The 21,927-nt window shown below is 73.1% G+C and carries 21 protein-coding genes and 1 pseudogene; 9 read left to right on the top strand and 13 right to left on the bottom strand.

Annotated features, from left to right (window positions below; all coding sequences use genetic code 11):
• Positions 1 to 138: 138 nt before the first annotated feature.
• Positions 139 to 1,221: a S1 family peptidase gene (locus tag DMH12_RS22015; RefSeq protein WP_125493218.1), complete on the top strand. Its 1,083-nt coding sequence runs from the start codon at positions 139 to 141 to the stop codon at positions 1,219 to 1,221.
• Positions 1,222 to 1,340: 119 nt separating this feature from the next.
• Here DMH12_RS22015 and DMH12_RS22010 read toward each other — a convergent pair whose 3' ends face one another.
• Complete coding sequence (locus DMH12_RS22010; RefSeq protein ID WP_125493217.1) at positions 1,341 to 2,402, bottom strand: DUF3533 domain-containing protein; 1,062 nt, start codon at positions 2,400 to 2,402, stop codon at positions 1,341 to 1,343.
• A 165-nt stretch (positions 2,403 to 2,567) separates the two neighbouring features.
• On the opposite strand from DMH12_RS22010, the gene DMH12_RS22005 reads away from it, so the two are divergent.
• Together DMH12_RS22005 and DMH12_RS22000 are read left to right on the top strand one after the other, a co-directional pair.
• The gene (locus DMH12_RS22005) at positions 2,568 to 6,047 is read left to right on the top strand and encodes a DNA polymerase III subunit alpha (RefSeq protein ID WP_125493216.1); all 3,480 of its coding nucleotides are present in this window, start codon (positions 2,568 to 2,570) and stop codon (positions 6,045 to 6,047) included.
• Positions 6,044 to 7,015 (top strand): DNA polymerase thumb domain-containing protein, encoded by a 972-nt coding sequence (locus tag DMH12_RS22000; RefSeq protein WP_125493215.1) that lies wholly within the window; start codon positions 6,044 to 6,046, stop codon positions 7,013 to 7,015. The genes DMH12_RS22005 and DMH12_RS22000 overlap by 4 nt, the downstream gene beginning before the upstream one ends.
• 12 nt (positions 7,016 to 7,027) lie before the next feature.
• On the opposite strand, the gene DMH12_RS21995 is transcribed toward DMH12_RS22000, so the two are convergent.
• Entirely contained in the window at positions 7,028 to 7,402 is a 375-nt protein-coding gene (locus tag DMH12_RS21995; RefSeq protein ID WP_125493214.1) for a cupin domain-containing protein, read from the bottom strand.
• Between the two features lie 258 nt (positions 7,403 to 7,660).
• Between DMH12_RS21995 and DMH12_RS21990 the strand changes: the two genes are divergently transcribed.
• Positions 7,661 to 8,107 (top strand): MarR family winged helix-turn-helix transcriptional regulator, encoded by a 447-nt coding sequence (locus DMH12_RS21990; RefSeq protein WP_125493213.1) that lies wholly within the window; start codon positions 7,661 to 7,663, stop codon positions 8,105 to 8,107.
• A gap of 179 nt (positions 8,108 to 8,286) precedes the next feature.
• Complete coding sequence (locus DMH12_RS21985) at positions 8,287 to 9,150, top strand: triacylglycerol lipase (protein ID WP_125493212.1); 864 nt, start codon at positions 8,287 to 8,289, stop codon at positions 9,148 to 9,150.
• A gap of 68 nt (positions 9,151 to 9,218) precedes the next feature.
• Here DMH12_RS21985 and DMH12_RS21980 read toward each other — a convergent pair whose 3' ends face one another.
• The gene (locus DMH12_RS21980; protein WP_125493211.1) at positions 9,219 to 10,280 is read right to left on the bottom strand and encodes a lytic polysaccharide monooxygenase; all 1,062 of its coding nucleotides are present in this window, start codon (positions 10,278 to 10,280) and stop codon (positions 9,219 to 9,221) included.
• A gap of 177 nt (positions 10,281 to 10,457) precedes the next feature.
• On the opposite strand from DMH12_RS21980, the gene DMH12_RS21975 reads away from it, so the two are divergent.
• Positions 10,458 to 10,916, top strand: a complete 459-nt coding sequence (locus DMH12_RS21975) for a GNAT family N-acetyltransferase (protein ID WP_125493210.1) — start codon at positions 10,458 to 10,460, stop codon at positions 10,914 to 10,916.
• A 29-nt stretch (positions 10,917 to 10,945) separates the two neighbouring features.
• Here DMH12_RS21975 and DMH12_RS39875 read toward each other — a convergent pair whose 3' ends face one another.
• A complete protein-coding gene (locus tag DMH12_RS39875) occupies positions 10,946 to 11,080 on the bottom strand; it encodes a hypothetical protein (RefSeq protein ID WP_122617396.1) in 135 nt (44 codons plus the stop codon).
• 151 nt (positions 11,081 to 11,231) lie between these two features.
• On the opposite strand from DMH12_RS39875, the gene DMH12_RS21965 reads away from it, so the two are divergent.
• The gene (locus tag DMH12_RS21965) at positions 11,232 to 11,849 is read left to right on the top strand and encodes a class I SAM-dependent methyltransferase (RefSeq protein WP_125493209.1); all 618 of its coding nucleotides are present in this window, start codon (positions 11,232 to 11,234) and stop codon (positions 11,847 to 11,849) included.
• 33 nt (positions 11,850 to 11,882) lie between these two features.
• Here the strand turns inward: DMH12_RS21965 and DMH12_RS21960 are convergent, their stop codons facing one another.
• Complete coding sequence (locus tag DMH12_RS21960; RefSeq protein WP_125493208.1) at positions 11,883 to 12,383, bottom strand: DUF402 domain-containing protein; 501 nt, start codon at positions 12,381 to 12,383, stop codon at positions 11,883 to 11,885.
• The gene (locus DMH12_RS21955) at positions 12,364 to 13,290 is read right to left on the bottom strand and encodes a GNAT family N-acetyltransferase (protein WP_125493207.1); all 927 of its coding nucleotides are present in this window, start codon (positions 13,288 to 13,290) and stop codon (positions 12,364 to 12,366) included. Before DMH12_RS21955 ends, DMH12_RS21960 begins: the two co-directional genes overlap by 20 nt.
• A 71-nt stretch (positions 13,291 to 13,361) precedes the next feature.
• On the opposite strand from DMH12_RS21955, the gene DMH12_RS21950 reads away from it, so the two are divergent.
• A complete protein-coding gene (locus tag DMH12_RS21950; protein ID WP_185832465.1) occupies positions 13,362 to 13,730 on the top strand; it encodes a GntR family transcriptional regulator in 369 nt (122 codons plus the stop codon).
• Here DMH12_RS21950 and DMH12_RS21945 read toward each other — a convergent pair.
• The 5 genes from DMH12_RS21945 to DMH12_RS21925 all read right to left on the bottom strand — a co-directional run bounded on the left by DMH12_RS21945 (position 13,718) and on the right by DMH12_RS21925 (position 18,506).
• Positions 13,718 to 14,554 (bottom strand): DUF72 domain-containing protein, encoded by an 837-nt coding sequence (locus tag DMH12_RS21945; RefSeq protein ID WP_125493205.1) that lies wholly within the window; start codon positions 14,552 to 14,554, stop codon positions 13,718 to 13,720. The genes DMH12_RS21950 and DMH12_RS21945 overlap by 13 nt on opposite strands.
• Positions 14,555 to 14,570: 16 nt before the next feature.
• Positions 14,571 to 15,680 carry a DUF5925 domain-containing protein gene (locus tag DMH12_RS21940; protein WP_125493204.1) on the bottom strand — a complete coding sequence of 370 codons (1,110 nt, stop codon included), beginning with the start codon at positions 15,678 to 15,680 and terminating at the stop codon, positions 14,571 to 14,573.
• 123 nt (positions 15,681 to 15,803) lie between these two features.
• Positions 15,804 to 16,613: a polysaccharide deacetylase family protein gene (locus tag DMH12_RS21935; RefSeq protein WP_125493203.1), complete on the bottom strand. Its 810-nt coding sequence runs from the start codon at positions 16,611 to 16,613 to the stop codon at positions 15,804 to 15,806.
• Entirely contained in the window at positions 16,606 to 17,625 is a 1,020-nt protein-coding gene (locus DMH12_RS21930; RefSeq protein WP_125493202.1) for a glycosyltransferase family 2 protein, read from the bottom strand. Before DMH12_RS21930 ends, DMH12_RS21935 begins: the two co-directional genes overlap by 8 nt.
• On the bottom strand, positions 17,622 to 18,506 hold the full coding sequence (locus DMH12_RS21925) for a glycosyltransferase family 2 protein (protein WP_260474274.1): 885 nt from the start codon (positions 18,504 to 18,506) through the stop codon (positions 17,622 to 17,624). Before DMH12_RS21925 ends, DMH12_RS21930 begins: the two co-directional genes overlap by 4 nt.
• 552 nt (positions 18,507 to 19,058) lie before the next feature.
• Here DMH12_RS21925 and DMH12_RS21920 point away from each other — a divergent pair.
• The gene (locus DMH12_RS21920; RefSeq protein ID WP_125493201.1) at positions 19,059 to 19,865 is read left to right on the top strand and encodes an SGNH/GDSL hydrolase family protein; all 807 of its coding nucleotides are present in this window, start codon (positions 19,059 to 19,061) and stop codon (positions 19,863 to 19,865) included.
• Here the strand turns inward: DMH12_RS21920 and DMH12_RS21915 are convergent.
• Entirely contained in the window at positions 19,835 to 21,487 is a 1,653-nt protein-coding gene (locus tag DMH12_RS21915; protein ID WP_125493200.1) for a serine/threonine-protein kinase, read from the bottom strand. The two genes, DMH12_RS21920 and DMH12_RS21915, sit on opposite strands and share 31 nt — an antisense overlap.
• Positions 21,488 to 21,566: 79 nt before the next feature.
• Positions 21,567 to 21,927, bottom strand: a pseudogene (locus tag DMH12_RS21910) (nickel transporter); the annotation flags it as partial.

Raw genomic sequence — 21,927 nt, 5'->3', positions numbered from 1 at the left:
GAAGTTGTCGTGCGCACGTCTCGAAGTCGACCTTGTGTGCTCCCTGTGGAATCGGAAGAGTTAGCGCTCGTCAACCAGCCTTCCGGTTCGCGAGGTCCCCACAACCTCCCGGGCCGACCCCCCACAGGAGGACATGAGTTGAAGCACCGACGGATACCCAGGCGACGGGCCGCAGTCGTAGGCGCGGGCATCACCGCACTGGTCGCGGCGGGAGTCACCTTCCAGAGTGCGAACGCCAGTGAGGCCCCGCAGTCCGCCGCCCCCGAGACCCTCTCGGTCACGGCGGCCGGAAAGCTCGCCTCGACGCTCCTCGGCGACCTCGGCACCGACGCCGCGGGCACGTACTACGACGCACAGGCGAAGAGCCTCGTGGTCAACGTGCTCGACAAGGCCGCCGCGCAGACCGTCGAGGAGGCCGGCGCCAAGGCGAGAGTCGTGGAGAACTCGCTCGCCGAGCTGAAGAGCGCGCGCACCACGCTCACCGAGGACGCGGCCATCCCGGGCACGTCCTGGGCGACCGACCCGACCACCAACAAGGTCGTCGTCACCGCGGACCGCACGGTCTCCGAGGCCGAGCTGACCAAGCTCACCAAGGTGGTCGACGGGCTCGGCGCCAAGGCCGAACTCAAGCGCACCAAGGGTGAGTACAAGCCCTTCATCGCGGGCGGCGACGCCATCACCGACGGCAGCGGGCGCTGCTCGCTCGGCTTCAACGTCACCAAGGGCGGCGAGCCGCACTTCCTGACCGCCGGGCACTGCACCGAGGGCATCACCAGCTGGCAGGACTCTTCGGGCAACCAGCTCGGCGAGAACGTGACGTCCAGCTTCCCGGACAACGACTACGGCCTGGTCAAGTACAGCGGCGACGTGGACCACCCGAGCGAGGTGAACCTCTACAACGGTTCCTCCCAGGCCATCTCGGGCGCCGCCGACGCCACCGTCGGCATGGAGGTCACCCGCAGCGGCTCCACCACCCAGGTGCACGACGGCAAGGTGACCGGCCTGGACGCCACCGTCAACTACGGCAACGGCGACATCGTCAACGGCCTGATCCAGACCGACGTCTGCGCCGAGCCCGGCGACAGCGGCGGCTCGCTCTTCTCGGGCGACAAGGCGGTCGGCCTCACCTCCGGCGGCAGCGGCGACTGCACCTCCGGCGGCGAGACCTTCTTCCAGCCGGTGACGGAGGCCCTGTCGGCCACCGGTACGCAGATCGGCTGAGCACGCGCGGTACACGGCACGCAGGAGTCCCGTCCCTTGTGGGGCGGGACTTCCGCGTGTGCGCGTCCGCGTGCGTACGTCCCCGGGTGTGCGATGCCGTGTGTGCGTGAGGCCGTGGGTCAGCCGGCCCGCGTGGGCAGTTCCGGCTCCCGGCGTTCGCGGCGCAGTACGGACGCCAGCATCGCGATGACCGTCCCCGCGACCGCCCACGCCCACAGCACCAGCAGGGACTCGGTCACGTCGTTCGCCTCGAAGTACGCGATCGAACGCGCCGCCCAGGTGCCCGCGCCCGGCGGCAGTGCCGGTCCGATCGCCTGCCAGAACGGCGGCAGCATCGGCAGCGGGAAGGCCCCGCCCGCACTCGGGTTGCCCGCGATCACCACCAGCAGGATCGCCAGCCCGATGCCGACGATCCCGAAGACCCCCTGGAGGGCGAGCGTGGCGGCGCCCACCGCGAAGGTGATCAGCGCGCCGAGCCCCCACAGGTCCACCACACTGCCGGGCAGCGCGCCCAGGATCGGCCCGACGATCACCGCGCCGCCCAGGCCGCCGACGATCGACACCAGCGCCATCACGATCAGCCGGATCCCCGCGCGGCGCGGGTTGGCCGGCCGGGCGCCGGTGCTGATCGCCAGGATCGAGGCGCACAGATAGCCGCCGACGCACCAGCCCACGACCAGGTAGAACGACGACAGCCCGTCGAAGTCCTGGGCCGAGGCGGGGGCCACGTCGACGGTGCGCACCGCGCGGTCCTGGCCCCGCTCCACCTCGGCGACCAGCCCCTCCAGGGTGGTGGCGAGGACGGTACCGCCGCCGGAGGCGACCAGCAGGGTGTCGGTGCGGCCGGTGTCGTCGACGACCAGGGCGCCGTCGATGTCCCGGTTCTCGATCTGCTTGCGGGCGCTCGCCGCGTCGGCCACCGTCCGCGGGTCCAGCGGCGACCCGGGCAGCCCCTCCAGCGCGCTCACCGTCCGGTCGGCGACCGCCGGGGGTGCCACCACCCCGAAGGGCACGTCCCTCGGCTTCGGGTCGTGCAGCGCACCCACGTAGGAGGCGATGAAGAGCAGCTGGAGTGCGATCACGCCGAGCACGAGCAGGGTGGCCCGCGGGGTGACGGCGTCCTTCACCTCGGAGAGGAAGGAGCTGCTGCGCGCGCCGGTGTCGCCCGGTGTGTGTGACATGTCCTCACGGTCCGGGCCTGAGGGTGTTTGCGCAGGTGGGACGGGGCCGAACGGATGTCGTACACACATTCGAAAATTGGTCTATGGTGGGGGTGAGGTAGTTGGGAACAGACGTTCGATAGACGTAGGCCCAGGACGTCGGGTTCATGAGATCGGGAGGTGCGTGTGCCGGGTTTCACGCATCTGCACACCGTCTCCGGGTTCTCCGCCCGCTACGGCGCCTCCCACCCGGAGCGGCTGGCCGAGCGCGCCTCGGAACGGGGCATGGACGCCCTCGCCCTCACCGACCGCGACTCCCTCGCGGGCACGGTCCGCTTCGCCAAGGCCTGCGCGAAGGCGGGCGTCCGCCCGCTGTTCGGCGCGGACCTGGCGGTGGCCGCCCCCGAGTCCGGGACCGGCCGCACGGAGACCTCCGTACGCCGGGACCGGCGCCGCGTCCCCGTGCGGGGCGGCGCCTTCGTCGACGAGTCCGCCCCGCGGGTCACCTTCCTCGCCCGGGACGGCGCCCGCGGCTGGGCCGACCTGTGCCGCCTCGTCTCCGCCGCCCACACCGCCGAGGAGGGCCCGCTGCTGTCCTGGGCCGACAACCACGCCGACGGCCTGACCGTCCTGCTCGGCCCCGGCTCCGACGTCGGCCGCGCCCTCGCCGCCGGCCGCCCCGACCGCGCGGCGAAGCTCCTCGTTCCCTGGCGGGAGGTCTACGGCGACGCCCTGCGCCTGGAGGCCGTCTGGCATGGCCGGGAGGGGACCGGCCCCGGCTCCCTGCGGCTGGCCGCCCGCACCGTCGGTCTCGCCGCCGAGCAGGGCGTCCGGCCGGTGCTCAGCAACGCCGTCAGGTACGCCGACCCCGGCCAGGGCCGGGTCGCCGACGTCCTGGACGCCGCCCGCCGCCTCGTCCCGATCGACGCCACCAAGGAACTGGACTCCGGCGAGGCCTGGCTCAAGGACGCCGCCGCCATGCGGCACGCCGCCGAGCGGATCGTCGAGTCCGCGGGCTTCCGGCGCGACACCGCCGACCGCCTGCTGGAGCAGACCCGCGCCACGGCCGCCGAGTGCCTGGTCGACCCCGAGGACGACCTCGGCATGGGCGCCGTCCACTTCCCCGAACCCCACCTCGTGGGCGCCGGCCGCCGCACCGCCCAGCGGACGCTCGCCTCCCGGGCGGTGGCCGGCATGGTGCTGCGCGGCTACGACCGGCGGCGCGGCCACCGGGAGTACTGGGAGCGGATGCACCACGAGCTGGACATCATCGCCCACCACGGCTTCGCCTCGTACTTCCTCACCGTCGCCCAGGTCGTGGACGACGTACGGCACATGGGCATCCGGGTCGCCGCGCGCGGCTCCGGCGCGGGCTCGCTCGTCAACCACCTCCTCGGCATCGCGCACGCCGACCCGGTCGAACACGGGCTGCTGATGGAGCGGTTCCTGTCCAGGGAGCGGGTGGTGCTGCCCGACATCGACATCGACGTGGAGTCCGCGCGCCGGCTGGAGGTCTACCGCGCGATCATCGGCCGGTTCGGCACCGAGCGGGTCGCCACGGTCGCGATGCCGGAGACGTACCGGGTGCGCCACGCGGTGCGCGACGTCGGCGCCGCCCTGTCCATGGACCCGGCCGAGATCGACCGCGTCGCCAAGTCCTTCCCGCACATCCGCGCCCGCGACGCCCGCGCCGCGCTGGAGGAGCTGCCCGAGCTGAGGGAGCTGGCGGAGGAGTCCCGCCGGGACGGGGGAGGGAGGTACGGCGAGTTCTGGGAGCTGGTCGAGGGCCTCGACGCCCTCCCGCGCGGCATCGCCATGCACCCCTGCGGCGTCCTGCTGTCCGACGCCTCCCTGCTCTCCCGTACGCCGGTGATGCCGACCAGCGGCGAGGGCTTCCCGATGGCGCAGTTCGACAAGGACGACGTGGAGGACCTGGGCCTGCTCAAGCTGGACGTGCTCGGCGTGCGGATGCAGTCGGCGATGGCGCACGCGGTCGCCGAGGTGAAGCGGGCGACGGGCGCCGAGGTCGACCTGGACGCCGTACCGGAGGGCGACCCCGCGACGTACCGGATGATCCGTTCCGCCGAGACGCTGGGCTGCTTCCAGATCGAGTCGCCGGGCCAGCGGGACCTGGTCGGGCGGCTCCAGCCGGCCACCTTCCACGATCTCGTGGTCGACATCTCGCTCTTCCGCCCCGGGCCGGTCGCCGCCGACATGGTGCGGCCGTTCATCGAGGCCCGGCACGGGCGGGCGCCGGTGCGCTACCCGCACGAGGACCTGGCGGAGCCGCTGGAGGGGACGTACGGGGTCGTCGTCTTCCACGAGCAGATCATCGACATCGTCGACATCATGACCGGCTGCGGACGCGGTGAGGCGGACCGGGTGCGGCGCGGGCTGTCCGACCCGGAGTCGCAGGGGCGGATCAAGGTGTGGTTCGCCCAGCACGCGGCGGAGCACGGGTACGACGCGGAAACGATTCAGCGCACCTGGGAGATCATCGAGGCCTTCGGCTCGTACGGCTTCTGCAAGGCGCACGCGGTCGCCTTCGCGGTGCCGACGTACCAGTCGGCCTGGCTGAAGGCCCACCACCCGGCCGCCTTCTACGCGGGCCTGCTCACCCACGACCCCGGCATGTACCCCAAGCGGCTGCTGCTGGCGGACGCGCGGCGGCGAGGGGTGCCGATCCTGCCGTTGGACGTGAACAAGTCCGGGGTCGCACACAGGATCGAACTGGTGTCCGAAGGTAAGCGGCGGGAGCCCGTGTGGGGCCTGCGTCTCGCCCTCTCCGACGTGCACGGCATCAGCGAGGCCGAGGCGGAACGGGCCGCCGAGGGGCAGCCGTACGCCTCCCTGCTCGACTTCTGGGAACGGGCCCGCCCCAGCAGGCCGCTGGCCGGACGGCTCGCCCAGGTCGGCGCGCTGGACGCGTTCGGCGCCAACCGCCGCGACCTGCAACTGCACCTGACCGAGCTGCACCGGGGCGCCCGGGCCGGCCGCGGCGACCAGCTCCCGCTGGCCGGCGGACGCAGGACCGCGTCCGCCGGACTGCCCGACCTCACCTCGGCGGAGCGGCTCAGCGCCGAACTGGGCGTGCTGTCCATGGACGCCTCGCGCAACCTGATGGACGACCACCGCACCTTCCTGCGGGAGCTGGGCGTGGTGTCGGCCAAGCGGCTGCGCGAGGCCCGGCACGGGGAGACGGTGCTGGTCGCCGGCGCCAAGGCGGCCACGCAGACACCGCCGATCCGCTCCGGGCGCCGGGTCATCTTCTCCACCCTCGACGACGGCACCGGCCTGGTCGACCTCGCCTTCTTCGACGACTCCCACGACGCCTGCGCGCACACCGTCTTCCACTCCTGGCTGCTGCTGGTGCGCGGGGTGGTGCAGCGGCGCGGCCCGCGCAGCCTCAGCGTGGTCGGCTCCGCCGCCTGGAACCTCGCCGACCTGCTGGAGGTGCGGGGCGCGGAGGGGCTGGAGGGCGTCGCGGCCCGGCTCGCCGAGGCCCCCGGCGCGGGGCCCGGGGCGGCCGACGGCGACGGGGGGCAGCGGAGGATCCGCATGGCCACGGGGTACGAGATGCACCCCTGGGCCGATCTGCGCCCCGCGGGCGAAGGGCCCGCGGTGGGAAGGAAGTTGTGGCACCAGAGTCCGGGGAGTGCGGGATGACCATTCTCTGCGTACGTTTCCAGCTGCCGCCGATGCACGAGGCGGCCCTGCCCCAGCTGCTGGGGCTCCTGGAGGAGTTCACGCCGGTCGTCGAGGCGTTGCCGCCCGACGGCGCGCTGGCCGACCTGCGCGGCGCCGAGCGGTACTTCGGCCGCGACGCCGTGGAACTGGCCGCGGTGATCCGCGTCCGCGCCCTCGCGCTGTACGGCGTCGACTGCCTGATCGGCGCCGGGCCGGGCCCGATGCCGGCCCGCATGGCCCTGCGGGACGCCCGGCCGGGGCTGACCCGCGCGGTGCCCGAGGGCGGGGTGCGGGAGTTCCTCGCCGGCAAGCCCGTCGCCGCGCTGCCCGGCGTCGGCACCGCGACCGCCCGCACGCTGTGCGAGTACGGCCTCGACACCCTCGGCCGGGTCGCCGCCGCGCCCCTGTCCACGCTCCAGCGCCTGCTCGGCGCGCGGACGGGCCGCGAACTGCACGAGAAGGCCAACGGCATCGACCGCGGCCGGGTCGTCCCCAACGGGATCTCCCGCTCACTGGCCGCCGAACGCCCCTTCGACCGCGACGAGCTGGACCCCGACCGGCACCGCCGCGCCCTGCTCTCGGCCGCCGAGGAACTGGGCGCCCGGCTGCGCGCCGTCGACAAGGTGTGCCGCACCCTCACCCTCACCGTGCGCTACGCCGACCGGTCGGCCACCACGCGCAGCCGCACCCTGAAGGAGCCGACCGCGCACTCGGCTGCGCTGACGCGGGCCGCGTACGGCATGTACGAGGCGCTCGGGCTCCAGCGCGCCCGGGTCCGGTCGGTGGTCCTGCGCGCCGAGGGCCTCGCCCCCGCCGAACAGGCCTCCCACCAGCTCACCTTCGACCCCGTGGACGAGAAGGTCCGCCGGATCGAGGAGGTCGCGGACCGCGCGCGGGCGAAGTTCGGGCCGCGTGCGGTGATGCCGGGGTCCCTGGCGGTGGCTTGAGGCCCTCGCGGGTCAGTTGGCCCACGGCGGGGTGAGCCGGGTGCCGTCGGCCAGTTCGGCCGTCAGGCCGACGGAGGTGGTGACCCAGGTCGTCGCCGTCCGGTCGGTGGGATTCTCCACGGCGAGGGTCGCCCCCGGGCTGATGACCACGGTGTCGCCCGCCGCGACGCGCTCGGTGCGGCCGTCGAGGGCGATCAGCAGTTCGCCGGTGAGCAGGTGGAGGATCTCCTCCCGGTCGACGGTGTGCGCGGGCGCCCGCGTCCCCGCCGGGATCTCGCCCCGCCAGGCGCAGAGCTGCCTGCTGCCGGTGCGGGGGGCGGCGTACGAGACGAAGCGGGCGCCGTGGATCTCGTGGGTGACGCCTTCGGACGAGCGGATGATGGGCACGGGGGGTCTCCTGTGGGTGAGGGGGCTTGGGGTGCGTTGTCGGCTGCGGGTAGTCGGTGGCTGGTCGCGCAGTTCCCCGCGCCCCTCAACGGCATCCAGGTGACGTCCCTCAAGGGGCGCGGGGAACTGCGCGCGCAACCACGACGTGCCAGCAGCCGACGGTCGACGGAAGCCGAAACGGTCAAGCTGCTTGACTACTTTGTTCGCCTCTATGGTCAAGCCGCTTGACCAATACGTCAAGGGTGTTTCAATGCCTCCGTGCAGAACTCCGAAGCCATGACCCTCTCCGCCGCCCTGCTCGCCGCGGCCGGCGGGCTCACGCAGCGCATCCACGAGGGCGTCGTCGCCCGCGGCTTCGAGGGGGTGCGGCCCGCGCACGGTTTCGCCTTCGTCAGGCTCGCCCCGGACGGCGCAACGGTCACCGACCTCGCCGCGCACCTCGGGATGACCAAGCAGGCCGCCAGTCAGCTCGTCGACGAACTGGTCCGCAAGGGGTACGCCGAGCGCCGGCCGCATCCTGCCGACGCGCGCGCCCGGCTTGTCGTCATGACGGAGGCGGGGTGGGCCTGCACTCGGGCCGCGGAGGCGGCGGCCGCCGAGGCCGTGGGTGTGTGGGCCGAGGTGCTCGGTGAGGACGGGGTGCGTGCGCTGCGCGACGGCCTGCTGCGCGTGGCGCCGGGCGGGCCGATCCGGCCCAGCTGGTGACGCGGGCCCTTTACCGCCTGCGCCGTCGACGGCGTCGGTTATCACTGGAAGTTTTTACTGACGCGTAACTTCACACATGTGCTACTCGCCCGTAACTTGACGAGTGAACAGCATCCCGTGATCCGGATCACAGGGCGTCCTGCCATCGAAACTCCCCTGCCCCGCAAGGAGATCACCCGATGCTGCCCTGGAGACGCGCGCTCAGACCCCTGACCGCCCTGTTGCTGACCGCCGCGGCCGCCCTGGTCCCCGCCACCGCCGCCCACGCCGCCGACGCCCGCCCCAGCGCCGGCTGGAACGACTACGGCTGCAAGCCCTCCGCCGCCCATCCCCGCCCCGTCGTCCTGGTCCACGGCACCTTCGGGAACTCCGTCGACAACTGGCTGGGCCTCGCGCCCTACCTGAAGAACCGCGGCTACTGCGTCTTCTCCCTCGACTACGGCCAACTGCCCGGCGTCCCGTTCTTCCACGGCCTCGGTCCCGTCGAGAAGTCGGCGGAGCAACTGGACGCCTACGTCGACAGGGTGCTCGCCGCGACCGGCGCCGCGGAGACCGACATCGTCGGCCACTCGCAGGGCGGCATGATGCCCCGTTACTACCTGAAGTTCCTCGGCGGAGCGGCCGAGGTGAACGCCCTGGTCGGGATCGCGCCCAGCAACCACGGCACCACGCTCCTGGGCCTGACCAACCTGCTGCCGTACTTCCCCGGCGTCGGGGACCTGCTCGACGAGAACACCCCCGCCCTCGCCGACCAGGTCGTCGGCTCCGACGTTCTGACCAAGCTCAACGCGGGCGGCGACACGGTGCCCGGCGTGCGCTACACCGTCCTCGCGACGAAGTACGACGAGGTGGTCACCCCGTACCGCAGCCAGTACCTGAGCGGCCCCGGGGTGCGCAACGTCCTGCTGCAGGACCTGTGCCCCCTCGACCTCTCTGAGCACCTGGCGATCGGGCTGCTCGACCGGATCGCCTTCCACGAGGTGGCCAACGCCCTGGACCCGGCCCGCGCCACGCCCACCACCTGCGCCTCGGTCCTCGGCTGACCGGGGCGCCCGGAACGCGGGGCGGGGTCCGTCCGGCCTGAGCCGCCGGACGGACCCCGCGTCCCGGATCAGCGGCCGTGCCGACCCCCGGTCGTCACTGCCCGGCGGCGGACCGAGGCGAACAGCGCGGCCGCGCCGAGGGCCAGGGCGGCGGCACCGCCGACGGCGATGTAGGGCGTGCCGCTGTCACCGCCGGTCTCGGCGAGGTTCCCGGTGCCTCCGCCGGCGGCCTTGACCTGGTTGGGCTCCGCGGCGGCCCCGGTGTCCGGGGCGGCGGCCGGGTCCGTGGGGTCGGTGGTGGTCTCGGCGTCCTGGTCGCCGTGGCCCCGGTGCTCGATCGTCGACTTCTCGGCCGCGGCGGTGAGCTGTTCCTCGGTGGGCGCGGAGGCCTCGGGCGCCGGGTCGGTGCCGGCGGCGCTCTCACCGTCCGCGTTCCCGCCGTCCGCGCTCTCGCCGGCCGTCGCCTCCTCGCCCGCGGCACCGCCGCCGCCGAACGAGACGTCGGAGCAGGAGTAGAACGCCTCCGGGCTGTCCGAACGCTGCCACACCGCGTACAGCAGGTGCTTGCCGGAACGCTCGGGCAGCTTGCCGGCGAAGGTGTAGAAACCGCCCGAGGCGGCCGGGTCGGTGGCCGTGGCGACCGGGGCGGACAGATCCAGGTCGCCCCAGCCCAGCGGCTTCGCCGGGTCGTAGCCGGGCTTGGTGATGTACACCTTGAAGGTGCCCTTGTGCGGGGCCGTCACGCGGTACTTGAAGGTGTACGAGCCGCTGCTCACGCTGGACGTGGGCCAGTCCGCCCGCGCCAGGTCCATGCCCTTGAAGGCGGGGTCGTTGGCGCTGCACAGCTTGCCGTCCGGGATCAGCTCCTGGTGCTTCCCGGCGGCGTTGCCGATGCGGATGCCGTTCCAGTCGTAGAGGGCCTGCGTGCCGCCGGCCGCGACGGCGGCCCTGCACGCGGCGGACTGCGGGTTCTCGGGGCCCTCGGCGTGGCACTGCGACACCCGGCTGACCGGGTCGCCCATCGAGCCGTGCGCCGACGCGGGGGCGGCGGCCAGGGTGGTCAGGGCGAGCGGGGCGAGACCGGCGACGGCGACGGCGGCGGCCCTGCGGGACGCGGAGGGTGCGGGCATGGGGATCTCCTGGAGACGGTCACGGTGGACGGGGGGACGTGGGCCGGAACCCGTGGGGTGATCAGCAAACTAGCCCCAAGAAACCGTGAAATCGCCTGCTGGAGACGGGTGATGGAGATCCTTATGGTCGCGTTAAGGGAGTGCTCAGGCTGAGCTGAGGTAGGTACCGTCCGAGGTGTGGGAGACGAACAGATCCGACAGGCGGTCACCGACGACGTACCCGCGGTGAAGGCGGTCACCGACGCCGCCTACCAGCCCTACATCGAGCGGATCGGGGTGGTGCCGCAGCCCATGGAGGCGGACCACGCGGCGAACGTGGCCGCGGGAAGGGTCTTCGTCGCGTGCGAACCCGGAGGGGACCCGGTGGGCCTCGTCGTCGTGGAGGCGCGCCCCGGCCATCTCTTCCTCGACAGCATCGCCGTCCACCCCGACGCCCACGGCAGGGGTGTGGGGCGGCGGCTGCTGCGGTTCGTGGACGCGCACGCGCGTGCGCTGGGCCTGCCCGAAGTCAGGCTCTGCACGAACGCGATGATGTGGGAGAACCAGGAGATCTACCCTAGGTACGGGTACGAGATCGTGGAACGCCGAGTGGACGGGCCCTACGACCGCGTCCACTACCGCAAGCGGCTGCCCTGACACGTCTGCGTCTCATGGCGCCCTCCCGGTCAGCTCTCCGGCCACCAGGTCCGCGCGATGTCCTTGCGCACCTCCGGCCGCCCCGCGGGCCGCTCGTCGACCTCCTCGCGGACTCGGCGGGCGTCGCTCTTCTTCAGGGGCTTCTGCACGGTCAGACGGCGCATGGCTGCCTCCTTACGGATCCACCGGGTTCCGCGTTCTCACGGAGGTAGACCCTTTCCCCGAGACTCACTCATCGATGCATCCCTGTCAGTGGCGGTTGTCACGTCGTCCCGCCCCGACTCCGTTGTCAGTGGCGGGTGTCACGCTGGGTGCATGGACGAGAACCGTGACGGGACGACCACATCGGGTGTCGACTGGGACGCGGAAGCCGCGGGCTTCGACGACGAGCCGGACCACGGACTGCGCGATCCGGACGTACGCCGGGCCTGGGCCGCCCGGTTGGCGTCCTGGCTGCCCGCACGGCCCGGCGACCTCCTCGATCTGGGCTGCGGCACCGGCAGCCTGTCGCTCCTCGCGGCGGAGCAGGGACACCGCGTCACCGGCGTCGACCGGTCCCCGGCCATGGTGAAGCTGGCCCGGACCAAACTCGCCGGTCGTGACGCGGCGTTCCTCGAGGGTGACGCCGCGGCACCACCCGTGGGCGAGCAGCGCTTCGACGCCGTACTGGTCCGGCACGTCCTGTGGACCCTGCCCGACCCCGGCCGGGCCCTGAGCCGCTGGCGGCACCTGCTGCGCCCCGGGGGCCGGCTGGTCCTGGTCGAGGGCGTGTGGGGGACCGTCACCCCGGTCGGCATACCCGCGGACCTGCTCACCGCCCTCCTCACCCCGCTAGGCGGGCGCGTGCGCGTGGAGCGGCTGTCGGACGACCCCGCACTGTGGGGGCGGGCGGTGGCGGACGAGCGGTACGCGGTGGTCGCGGTGCCCGAGTGAGGCGCGACCCCCCACGAGATCCGAACGACACCCCTAGGCCAGCAGGCCCGTGAAGTCCTTTCCGCGGGCCAGGTGTTCCAGTTCGTCCAGTGCGGCCAGGGCCGCCGCTGCCGCCTCCGGGTCGCGTTCCGGCAGGCCGCTCTCGGCGAACTCGTCCTCGTCCAGGCGCCGTACGTCCGTGCCGTCGGCGGAGCGCCACAGGTCCAGGTCGAGATCCTCGACGAGCAGGTCCGTGCCGGTCAGGACGGCGGGGCGGGTGATGTCGCAGTACCAGCCCTTCAGTGCTCCGGAGGCCGTGCGGACCTCCTTCACCGAGTACCAGCGGTCGCGCCAGTAGTACTCGGTGAAGACGTCGCCGGCCTCGAAGCGCACGAAGCCGAAGTCGCGGACGCCGTCACCGGCCCAGGGCGCGCGGACGGCGAGGCGGGTGCCGTCGTCGTGCAGCAGCTCACTCGGGTACCGGATCTTCGTACGGCCCGCCTTGACCAGGACCACGTCCACCCGGGCGGGCGGCTCAGCCGAGTTCGCGGACATGGCGCACCTCCGTTGCGCAGACCTCGTACCCGAGCCACTTGTTGATGGCGAGCATCGGGCCGTTGTCGGTGTCGTTGCCCGTGAAGGCCACCGTGCAGCCGGCGGCGCGGGCCCGGTGCAGGGAGGCGGTCTTGGTGAGCTTGGCCAGGCCCCGGCCGCGCTGAGCGCGGACCGTGCCCGTCATCGCGGTCGCGTACCGGCTGCCGTCGGTGTAGGCGACGCTGAAGGCGGCGGGACGTCCGTCGACAACCGCGACCGTCGTCAGTTCCCGGTTCAGCAGAGGGTTCCGCCAGGTGTCCGCCAGCCACGCCTCGTAGTCCGTGAACTCGACGTCGACGTCGCTCGGTTCGTCCGCCACCGTCTCTGCGTCCAGCTCGAACATCGGGCGCGGATCGTCCGCGAAGTCGGCGGCGGTGCGCAGTTCGACGCCCGGGGGAGGGGTCCGCAGGGGCGGGAGCGCGGCGCTTGCCAGGGCCAGCCGGAGGAAGTACGCGGCGCGCCGCCGCTCGTAGCCGTGCCGCTCGGCGAAGGCCAGGTTGTCGGGCCCGTCCAGCACCCAGGAGTACAGCTTCGTCGCGCCCTCGCCGGCCAGGTACTCCTCGGCCGTGCGCACCAGCAGCCCGCCGGCCCCACGCCGGAACCTCTCCGGGTGGACGTAGACGTTGAGGAAGGCCTGGCCGGGCTCCGGGCTGTCGTGGACCAGCCCGATCTGCGCCGTGCCGATCACCTCACCGTCCTCCTCCGCGACCAGGGAGCGGCTCCGGGCGTCCGGGTGGGTGTGGACGAGCCGGTGGACGACGGCCTCCGGAGTCCACAGGATGAACGGCACCGCGAGATGGCGGACATGGGCGAAGGCCGCGACATCGGCCGGATCATCGCTGCGCAGGTCGCGCACAAGAACGGTCATGTGGGCGCACGCTACGGCGGGTGGGCCGTCGGGTGCCTCTCATTTTCGCGGGGATACGGGACAATCGCCCCGTGACCTTGAAGATCCACATCGACGACGGCGCGCCGCCCTACGAGCAGGTGCGCGCGCAGATCTCCGACCAGGCCCGCTCGGGCGCGCTGCCGGTGGGCTACCGGCTGCCGACCGTACGCGGACTGGCCGAGTCCCTGGGGCTCGCCGCGAACACCGTCGCCAAGGCGTACCGGGCGCTGGAGGGGGACGGGGTGATCGAGACGCGGGGGCGCAACGGAACGTTCGTCGCCGCCGCGGGCTCCGCGGCGGAGCGGGAGGTCGCGTCGGCCGCGCGGCTCTACGCCGAGCGGGCTCGACGGCTCGGGCTCACGGAGGCGCAGGCATTGGCCGCCGTGCGGGATGCCCTGCGGGCGGCTTACGGGGGGTGAGCGCCGTCTTGGTTTCGCTGGGCCCCTGTCCGCGGGTCCGTCGTGGCTTGTCGCGCAGTTCCCCGCGCCCCTGACGGCACTCCGCTGACCGGCAGTTTCGCGGTTCGCGCCAGATGGGCGAAGGTACGAGCGTCCGCCACCGCCGCCGCGTTCGGGTCGTTGTTGAAGTACGCGTAGACGTCCTGGTCGGGGGGCCAGGTCGTGGAGAGGCGGTCGAGCCATGTCGACAGTGAGCGGCGGCCGTAGCGGGGCCACGGAGTCGCCCGGCCCTCGTGGAAGCGGACGTAGCCCCAGTCCGCGGTGCGCCACAGCGGGGTGACCGGGCGCGCCCGGACGTCCGCCCAGCACAGGGCCGCGCCCCGGGACGTCAGCACCTCCCGGACGTCGGGCGTCCACCAGGACACGTGCCGGGGTTCCACCGCGACCCGCGTGCCGGGCGGGAAGCAGGCGAGGCAGGAGTCCAGGAGGGCCGGGTCGGCACGCAGGGTCGGCGGGAGCTGGAGCAGGACCGGGCCGAGCCGGTCGCCCAGGCCCGCCGCGTGGCTCATGAGGCGGTCGACCGGCTCCGCCGGGTCACGCAGTCGTCTGATGTGCGTCAGGTAGCGGCTCGCCTTGAGCGCGACCACGAAGTCCGGCGGCACCCGCTCCCGCCACGCCTCGAACGTCTCGCGCGCCGGCAGCCGGTAGAAGGCGTTGTTGATCTCGACCGTCGGGAAGACGTCCGCATACCGCTCCAGCCAGAGCCGCACCGGCAGACCGGGCGGGTATAAGGCCTCGCGCCAGTCCCGGTACTGCCAGCCCGACGTGCCGACGAACAGGGGCATACCCCCATCAAAGCAGCTACAGGTAGAGTCCGGCCTCCGAACCGGCCCGCGGCTCCGGCAGCGCGGTGGGCGAGGTGCCCCGGCGCAGCGCGTACAGCTCCGCCAGGGTGGCGCCCTCGCGGCCCACTGCTTCCTCCCGGCCCGCGGCCTCGCCGCCGAGCCAGTCGACCGCCTCCCCGCGGGTCAGCGGGCCGACCTCGATGCGGGCCAGGCAGCGGCCGGGGCGTACTACGGCGGGGTGGAGGCGTTCGAGGTCCTCGTTGGTCGTGACGCCGACGAGGACGTTGCGGCCCTGGCCGAGGAGACCGTCCGTGAGGTTCAGCAGCCGCGACAGCGCCTGCCCCGCGGTGTGCTTGGCCTCGCCGCGGATCAGTTCGTCGCAGTCCTCCAGGAGCAGCAGCCGCCAGCGGCCCTTGCCCGCCGCGTCCTCCTCGCCGATGGCGATGTCCATCAGATAGCCCACGTCGGAGAAGAGCCGCTCGGGGTCGAGGACGCAGTCCACCTGGCACCAGTCCCGCCAGGACCGGGCGAGCGTGCGCAACGCCGAGGTCTTGCCGGTGCCGGGCGGCCCGTGCAGGAGCAGCAGGCGGCCCGCGATGTCCCCGGGGCCCGTCTTCATCAGGCCGTCCATCGCGTCCGCGACCGGCGCCGTGTAGTTGGCGCGGACCTCCTCCCAGGTGCCCGCGGAGATCTGCCGGGTGGTGCGGTGCGGGCCGCGGCGCGGGGAGACGTACCAGAAGCCCATCGTGACGTTCTCCGGCTGCGGTTCGGGCTCGTCCGCCGCGCCGTCCGTCGCCTCGCCGAGCACCTTCTCCGCCAGTTCGGCGCTGGTCGCCGTCACCGTGACGTCGGCGCCCCGGTTCCACCGCGAGACGAGCAGCGTCCAGCCGTCGCCCTCCGCCAGCGTCGCGCTGCGGTCGTCGTCGCGGGCGGTCCGCAGCACCCGCGCGCCCCGCGGCAGCAGCGTGGCGGCGGACCGCACGCGGTCGATGTTGGTCGCGTGCGAGTACGGCTGCTCGCCCGTCGCGAAGCGGCCGAGGAACAGCGCGTCGACGACGTCGGACGGGGAGTCGCTGTCGTCGACGTTGAGCCGGATCGGCAGGGCGTCGTGCGGGTTCACGGACATGCCGCCATGATCCGGCACCCGGCCGCCGCGTGCACCCGGTTTCCCGGGCACACGCGGTACGGACGGCACGCGCCGGCCGTCCGGCGGTACGGACGGCAGGCGGCGGTGCGGGCAGTCGGTGGTTCAGGCACCGGCCCCCAGCACCCGCCTCCCCGCCCGCCGGGTCCTGCGGAGCACGGCGTACCCCTTGGTGAGGACGCGGTCCCCGGCGAAGGTCCGGGTGATCGAGCGGCCCTCGACCAGCCGGGCGAACTCGTCGAGCCCCGTGCGGCGGCGCACGGTGACCCGCCGCAGGGCGTACGGCCCCTGGGCGCGGCGGGCCAGGCCGTTGCCGACGGCGAGCGCCTGCGCGTACCCCGTCTCCCGCACCGCCCGCCGCACCCGGCGGTCCGAGTATCCGTACGGGTAGGCGAACGAGTCCGGTACGGTGCCCAGTTGGTCGGCGACGATCTCCTTGCAGTGGATCAGCTCGAACCGCAGCCGCTCCTCGCCGAGCTGGTCGAGCTGCGGATGCGTGTGGCTGTGCCCCCCGATCTCCACGCCGGCCGCGGCCAGTTCGCGGACCTGGTCCCAGTCGAGCATGGTGTCCAGGGCGCCCCCGGTGTCGTACGGGCCGCGCAGCCATCCGGTCGAGACGAACAGGGTGGCCGCGAAACCGTGCTTGGCCAGGGCGGGCAGGGCGTGCCGGTGCACGCCCTCGTAGCCGTCGTCGAAGGTGATCAGGACGGGCCGCCTCGGCAGCGGACGCCCCGTGCGCCAGGCGGCGGCCAGCTCCGCCGTGCCGATCGGGGTCAGGCCCCGGTCGGCGATCGCCGCCATCTGCGCCGCGAAGGCCTCCGGCGTCACCGACAGGGCACGGGTGGCGTCGTTCGGTTCGGCGGCGACCGCGTGGTACATGAGCACCGGTACGCGCGCGTCCGCCTCCTCAGCCATGCGCGCCCCCCTCGGCGGGAGCGAGCGGCGCCACGGAGAACGTCGCCCCGCCCCGGCGGGCCCGCAGGCTCCCCACCACGTAACCGCCCGCCGCCGTGAGCACCCCGGCGACGATCGCGCCCGCCCGGCCCGCGCCGCCCGGCCGGGCCAGCACGGCGTCGCGCAGCCCGCGCGCCACCCCGGCCGGCAGGACCCGGGTGGCGTACCGGCGTTCGGACTCCAGGCCCTTGTCCGCGCCGACGCTGCGCGCCACCAGGGCCTTGGACAGGCCCTCGGCGTAGGCGCGGGTGCGGAAGTAGCCGAAGTGCTCGCGGGCCGCAGGCACCCGGTGGTGGATCACCGCCCGGTCGTCGATCAGCAGAACGGCGTCGGGCCGGGCGCGGGAGAGCCGGATGCACAGCTCGGTCTCCTCGCAGCCCAGCGGGCGCTTGTCGCCGTCCCGGCCGATGCCGGTGGCGAAACCGCCCGCCGCGTCGAACGCCTCGCGCCGGAAGGAGGCGTTGCCGCCCAGCACGTTGCGCACCCGGACCCGGCCGGGCGGCAGGCCGCGGTACGTGCAGCCCACCACCCAGTCGAACTCCTCGGGGAACCAGACGGGCCGGCGCCCCGACGCCCAGATCGGCACCGTGCGCCCGCCGACGGCGACGACCGCGGGGTCGGCGTACCCCTCGGCGAAGTGGCGCAGCCAGTCGCGTTCGGCCACGGCGTCGTCGTCGAGGAAGGCGATCACCTCGCCGCGCGAGGCGGCGATGCCGGTGTTGCGGCCGGCGGACAGGCCGCGGGGGCCCGCGTTGGCGAGCACCCGCACCTCCCGCCGTTCCGTGTACTCCTCGTATTCCTTGATCAGCCGGTCCCGGAGCGCCTCGTTGTGGTCGACGACCAGCAGCGTCTCCCGGGCCGGGTGGGACTGCGCACGTACCGAGTCGACCGCCGCGAGGATGTCCTCCCAGCGGTCCTCGGTGTAGACGCAGATCACCACGGAGACCGTGAGCGAGGCGCGGCTACCGCTCAAGACGCCTTCCCGCGGGCGGGTGCCACCGGGCTCACGGGGGTCGCCGGCGCGACGGAGGTGACGGAACCGACCGGGCCGAGCGTCGCCGAGCGCGTACGGCCGCGCAGCGCGCGCCGGTTGGAGCGCTCGTCGAGGATGACTCTGAGCACCCGCAACCCGTCCCGCACCGCGCGCAGGTTGCTGACGCCGTGGATGCGCAGGTACTCGTGGCTGGGAATCTCCTGGACCTTCAGGCCGGCCTTGACCACCCTGATGTTCATCAGGGTCTCCACCTCGAAGCCGGTGCAGTCGAGGTCGATCTTGTCCAGGCAGTGCCGCCAGAACGCGTTGTAGCCGTAGCAGAGGTCGGTGTAGCGGGCGCCGAACTTCCGGTTGACGACCGCGCACAGGGCGCGGTTGCCGAGCTTGCGGATGAAGGTCATGTCGTCGGTGCCACCGCCGTTGGCGAAGCGGGAGCCCTTGGCGAAGTCGGCGCCGGAGACGAGCGCGGAGACGTACGAGACGATCTCCTGGCCGTCGGCCGAGCCGTCGGCGTCGACCATCACGATGATGTCGCCGGTGCACGCCTTGAAGCCGGTGATCAGCGCGTCCCCCTTGCCCTTTCCGCGCTGCTCGACGACCTTGACGTCCGGCCACAGCTCCCGGGCGACCTCGATGGTGTCGTCGGTGGAGTTGCCGTCCACGAGGACGACCTCGTGGACCCAGTCGGGCAGCGTCTTGAAGACGTAGGGAAGGTTCTCCGCCTCGTTCATGGCGGGTATGACCACGCTCACCGGCGGTGCTATCGCCAGGTGCGAGGAGACGGGCCGGTACTGTCCGGCGGGAGTCGGGTCGGCCGACGGATCGTTGCCCGTCGAAGCCGGCTGCAGAACTGAGCTCATGAGTCTGGTCCCTCTCGTCCGGCGGACCGCCCGCCCCAGGGGCGGTCCGGCTCTGTATCCGGTTCGAAAGGGGGGTTCTCGCCCAACCGGCGCGCGACGAAGTGCTACTCCGTGCGTGCCAGACGAGCTGGCAAAGCTTGTCGGCACCGCGAGAAAACGGCAGCCGACCGCGCGGCACGGCCCGGTCACCGATGCGGTCACCGAGCACGGCACCCCCCTACCGCGCATCCCGCCCCGGTGCGCCGCGGCCTCGAGCCCTCCCCTGAGCCGCTTGCCGACGTACCGATGCGGGAGATGTATGACGTTATTGACGGTAGAAACCGTATGGCAAGACCTGGAAGCAGGTCTCACGTTTTTGTTGTTTTGCCGTCATCTGTTCTTCGCGCCTCAATCTGGCCCAGCCCGGCTCGGAGCGTCAAGGGCGCACTGACGTTCCCACTGACTTTCGTCCGATTTTGAATGACTGTCAGCCATTTCTTGGCATGGACACTCCCGGTCAACGCGCGTCACTGTTACGACGGTTACGGCAGAGATCCTGCTAAAGGAGGTTCCATGAGACGTCTCCGACTTGTCGGCTTCCTGAGTTCCGTCCTCCTGGCCGCCGGCGCCGCCCTCACCGGGGCCGCGACCGCCCAGGCGGCCCAACCCACCGCTGCCGGGGGCTATGTGGCCCTCGGCGACTCCTACTCCTCGGGGGTCGGAGCGGGCAGCTACATCAGCTCCAGCGGCGACTGCAAGCGCAGCACCAAAGCCCACCCGTACCTCTGGGCGGCCGCCAACTCCCCCACGACCTTCGACTTCACGGCCTGCTCGGGCGCCCGAACGAGTGAAGTTCTCTCCGGACAACTCGGCCCGCTCTCCACGGCCACCGGCCTCGTCTCGATCAGCATCGGCGGCAACGACGCGGGCTTCGCCGACGTCATGACGACCTGCGTGCTCCAGTCCGACAGCACCTGCCTCTCGCGGATCGCCACCGCGAAGGCCTACGTCGACTCGACGCTGCCCGGCAACCTCGACAGCGTCTACTCGGCGATCAGCGCCAAGGCCCCCAACGCCGACGTCGTCGTCATCGGCTACCCGCGCTTCTACAAGCTCGGCACCTCCTGCATCGGCCTCTCCGAGACCAAGCGGAAGGCGATCAACGACGCCTCCGACCACCTCAACACCGCCATCGCCAAGCGCGCCGCCGATCACGGCTTCACCTTCGGCGACGTCCGCACCACCTTCACCGGTCACGAGCTGTGTTCCGGCGCCTCGTGGCTGCACAGCGTCAACTGGCTGAACATCGGCGAGTCGTACCACCCGACCGCGGCCGGTCAGTCCGGCGGCTACCTGCCGGTCCTCAACGGCGCCGCCTGATCCGAAGCGGAAGGGGAGGGGGAGGCCCCGTCGGTCGGGGTCTCCGTCTCCGTCCCCGTCTCGCAGGTAACGGAGAACGCCACGGCGTTCGACGTGGCCCGCACCGGGGACCGCACCTCCACCCGCACGGCGCCCTCGAACGCGCCGCTGTTCTCGCGCGTCGTCACCACGACGGTGTCCTGGTCCGAGCGGTCGCCGTCCGCGGGGAAGGACAGCGTGCGCCACCCCGGGTCGGAGACCGAACCGTCGTCCGTGACCCAGCGGTAGCCGACCTCCGCGGGCAGCCGCCCCACCGTGAACGTCGCCGTGAAGGCGGGCGCCCGGTCGCGCGGCGGGGGACAGGGGCCCGAGTAGTCGGGGTGCGAGCCCGCCACGGACACCTCCACCGACTGCGGGGGCGTACCGCTCTCCGTACCGTCGTCCTCCGACTCCGGTTCCGACGACTTCGAGGGACTCGGCTCGGCACTCTCGCCCGGTCCCGTCGCGGGGGCACTGGCCGAAGAGCCCGCGCCGCCGTCCGCGCCCTCCGTCCCGTCACCGTCGTCCGAGCGGTTGAGCAGCCCGTACGTCAGCCCGGCCGCCGCCAGCGCGAGCACGGCCACCCCGGCGATCAGTACGGCACGCGCGCGCCGGTCCCCGTGCGCGGGCGGGCTCGTACCGGCCGTGCCCGCCGTCGTCGCCGGTCCCGGCAGCGGGGGAGTCGGAGCGGCCCCCGCGTCCTGGCGCCCCGCGACGGTCGTGGCGTACCCGTCCGTCGGCGCCGCGCCGTACGCGCCCCGCTCGGATGCAGGGGTGCCCCCGGCTCCCACGAGCCGCAGTTCCCGCTCGGCGCGTTCCGCCGGGAACCGTTCGGCCGGGTCCTTGCGCAGCAGCCCCTCGATGACGGGCGCGAGCGCACCAGCCCGGCGGGGCGGCGGCAACTCCTCGTCGACGATCGCACGCAGGGTGCTCAGCGGAGTGTCCTGGCGGAACGGCGAGGCGCCCTCGACCGCCGCGTACAGCAGCACGCCCAGCGACCACAGGTCGGACTCGGGACCGGGGGTGCGGCCCAGCGCCCGTTCCGGGGCGAGGAACTCGGGCGAGCCGATCACCTCACCGGTCATGGTCAGCGCGGAGCTGCCCTCGACCCTGGCGATCCCGAAGTCGGTGAGCACCACCCGGCCGTCGTTCGACAGCAGCACGTTGGCCGGCTTCACGTCCCGGTGCAGCACCCCGGCCGCGTGCGCGGCCCGCAGCGCGGCCAGCACCTCGGCACCGATCACCGCGGCCCGCCCCGGCTCCAACGGGCCCTCGGCGTCCAGCAGGTCGGCCAGGGACAGCCCGCGGACCAGCTCCATCACGATCCAGGGCCGGTCGCCGTCGGTGGCCACGTCGTACACCGTGACGACGTTGTGGTGGGCGACCCGGGCCGCGGCCCACGCCTCGCGCTCCAGCCGGGCGTACATCCGCCGCACGTCGCTCTCCGGCAGCCCGGAGGGGGCGCGCACCTCCTTGACGGCGACCTCGCGGTTCAGCACCTCGTCGCGGGCGCGCCACACCGTGCCCATGCCGCCCTCGCCGAGAGGGGACAGGAGGCGGTAGCGGCCGGCGATCACGCGCTCACCGCCGGGTTCCTCGAACACCGGCGCCCCCTATAGACGTCTCGCGCGGACACGGCCCGGGAGCGGGCCCGGCTGTCCGTCGCGTTCCTCCCAAAGTAGCTCAGCCGAGTGCGGATGCCGCCCCCCTGAACACCAATCCGGCCCCGAGGAGCACCACCACGCACGCCGATCCGAGCGGGGTGGCCCGGCGCACCATGCCCGCCAGCGGGCCGGACGTCCACCGCGGGCGCCGCGTCAGCAGCCGCCCCACGCCGCCGCCGAGCCGGACGACCGCGACCCCGGCGGCGGTGAGGGTGAGGGCGAGCCCGAGGCCGTACGCGACCACGAGCAGCAGTCCGAACCAGGCGTGGCCGACGGCCGCGGCGCCCACGAGCACCACCACGGCGGACGGACTGGGCACGAGCCCGCCCGCGAAGCCCAGGAGGATCGTGCCCAGTCCGTCCGCCGTGGTGGTGCTCGTG

Source organism: Streptomyces sp. WAC 04229, from assembly GCF_003947455.1.
Classification (GTDB): Bacteria; Actinomycetota; Actinomycetes; order Streptomycetales; family Streptomycetaceae; genus Streptomyces.
This window is presented reverse-complemented; position numbering and strand designations above follow the sequence as displayed.

Bases quoted from the DNA above. Each gene is read 5' to 3' on its own strand.
- DMH12_RS22010 (WP_125493217.1), bottom strand. From the start codon at position 2,402: ATGTCACACACACCGGGCGACACCGGCGCGCGCAGCAGCTCCTTCCTC.
- DMH12_RS22000 (WP_125493215.1), top strand. From the start codon at position 6,044: ATGACCATTCTCTGCGTACGTTTCCAGCTGCCGCCGATGCACGAGGCG.
- DMH12_RS21985 (WP_125493212.1), top strand. From the start codon at position 8,287: ATGCTGCCCTGGAGACGCGCGCTCAGACCCCTGACCGCCCTGTTGCTG.
- DMH12_RS21980 (WP_125493211.1), bottom strand. From the start codon at position 10,280: ATGCCCGCACCCTCCGCGTCCCGCAGGGCCGCCGCCGTCGCCGTCGCC.
- DMH12_RS39875 (WP_122617396.1), bottom strand. From the start codon at position 11,080: ATGCGCCGTCTGACCGTGCAGAAGCCCCTGAAGAAGAGCGACGCCCGC.
- DMH12_RS21965 (WP_125493209.1), top strand. From the start codon at position 11,232: ATGGACGAGAACCGTGACGGGACGACCACATCGGGTGTCGACTGGGAC.
- DMH12_RS21960 (WP_125493208.1), bottom strand. From the start codon at position 12,383: ATGTCCGCGAACTCGGCTGAGCCGCCCGCCCGGGTGGACGTGGTCCTG.
- DMH12_RS21955 (WP_125493207.1), bottom strand. From the start codon at position 13,290: ATGACCGTTCTTGTGCGCGACCTGCGCAGCGATGATCCGGCCGATGTC.
- DMH12_RS21945 (WP_125493205.1), bottom strand. From the start codon at position 14,554: ATGCCCCTGTTCGTCGGCACGTCGGGCTGGCAGTACCGGGACTGGCGC.
- DMH12_RS21940 (WP_125493204.1), bottom strand. From the start codon at position 15,680: ATGTCCGTGAACCCGCACGACGCCCTGCCGATCCGGCTCAACGTCGAC.
- DMH12_RS21935 (WP_125493203.1), bottom strand. From the start codon at position 16,613: ATGGCTGAGGAGGCGGACGCGCGCGTACCGGTGCTCATGTACCACGCG.
- DMH12_RS21925 (WP_260474274.1), bottom strand. From the start codon at position 18,506: ATGAGCTCAGTTCTGCAGCCGGCTTCGACGGGCAACGATCCGTCGGCC.
- DMH12_RS21920 (WP_125493201.1), top strand. From the start codon at position 19,059: ATGAGACGTCTCCGACTTGTCGGCTTCCTGAGTTCCGTCCTCCTGGCC.